Here is a 258-nt window from a genome sequence, read left to right as displayed (position 1 = left end):
CTGCTGCAGCCACGGATCGGCGCGCACCACCGGGGGTGGAGCGGCCCCGGGGTGAATGGTGCGGCGGTGGGGGCCACCGCGATCGGCGTGGCCACCACGCTGGGCGTTGGCACCATCCAGATCGCCGCCGGGCTGGACCGCGTGTTCGGCCTGCACGCCGGCGCGCCGCTGCAGCTGACCAGCATCGCCGTCGCCTTCGGGCTGGACATGGCCTCGACCGCCAGCGGCGTGCCCCGCGGCGTCGGGGGGCTCTCCAAC

At 76.4% G+C, this 258-nt stretch carries 1 protein-coding gene; it reads left to right on the top strand.

Annotated features, from left to right (window positions below; translation table 11 throughout):
- Positions 1–258: BCCT family transporter (locus ACQG3P_RS20325; protein ID WP_426806051.1), on the top strand; the 258-nt coding region annotated here is incomplete at both ends.

Source organism: Stenotrophomonas sp. SrG (assembly GCF_050031795.1).
Taxonomy (GTDB): domain Bacteria; phylum Pseudomonadota; class Gammaproteobacteria; order Xanthomonadales; family Xanthomonadaceae; genus Stenotrophomonas; species Stenotrophomonas rhizophila_A.
This window is presented reverse-complemented; position numbering and strand designations above follow the sequence as displayed.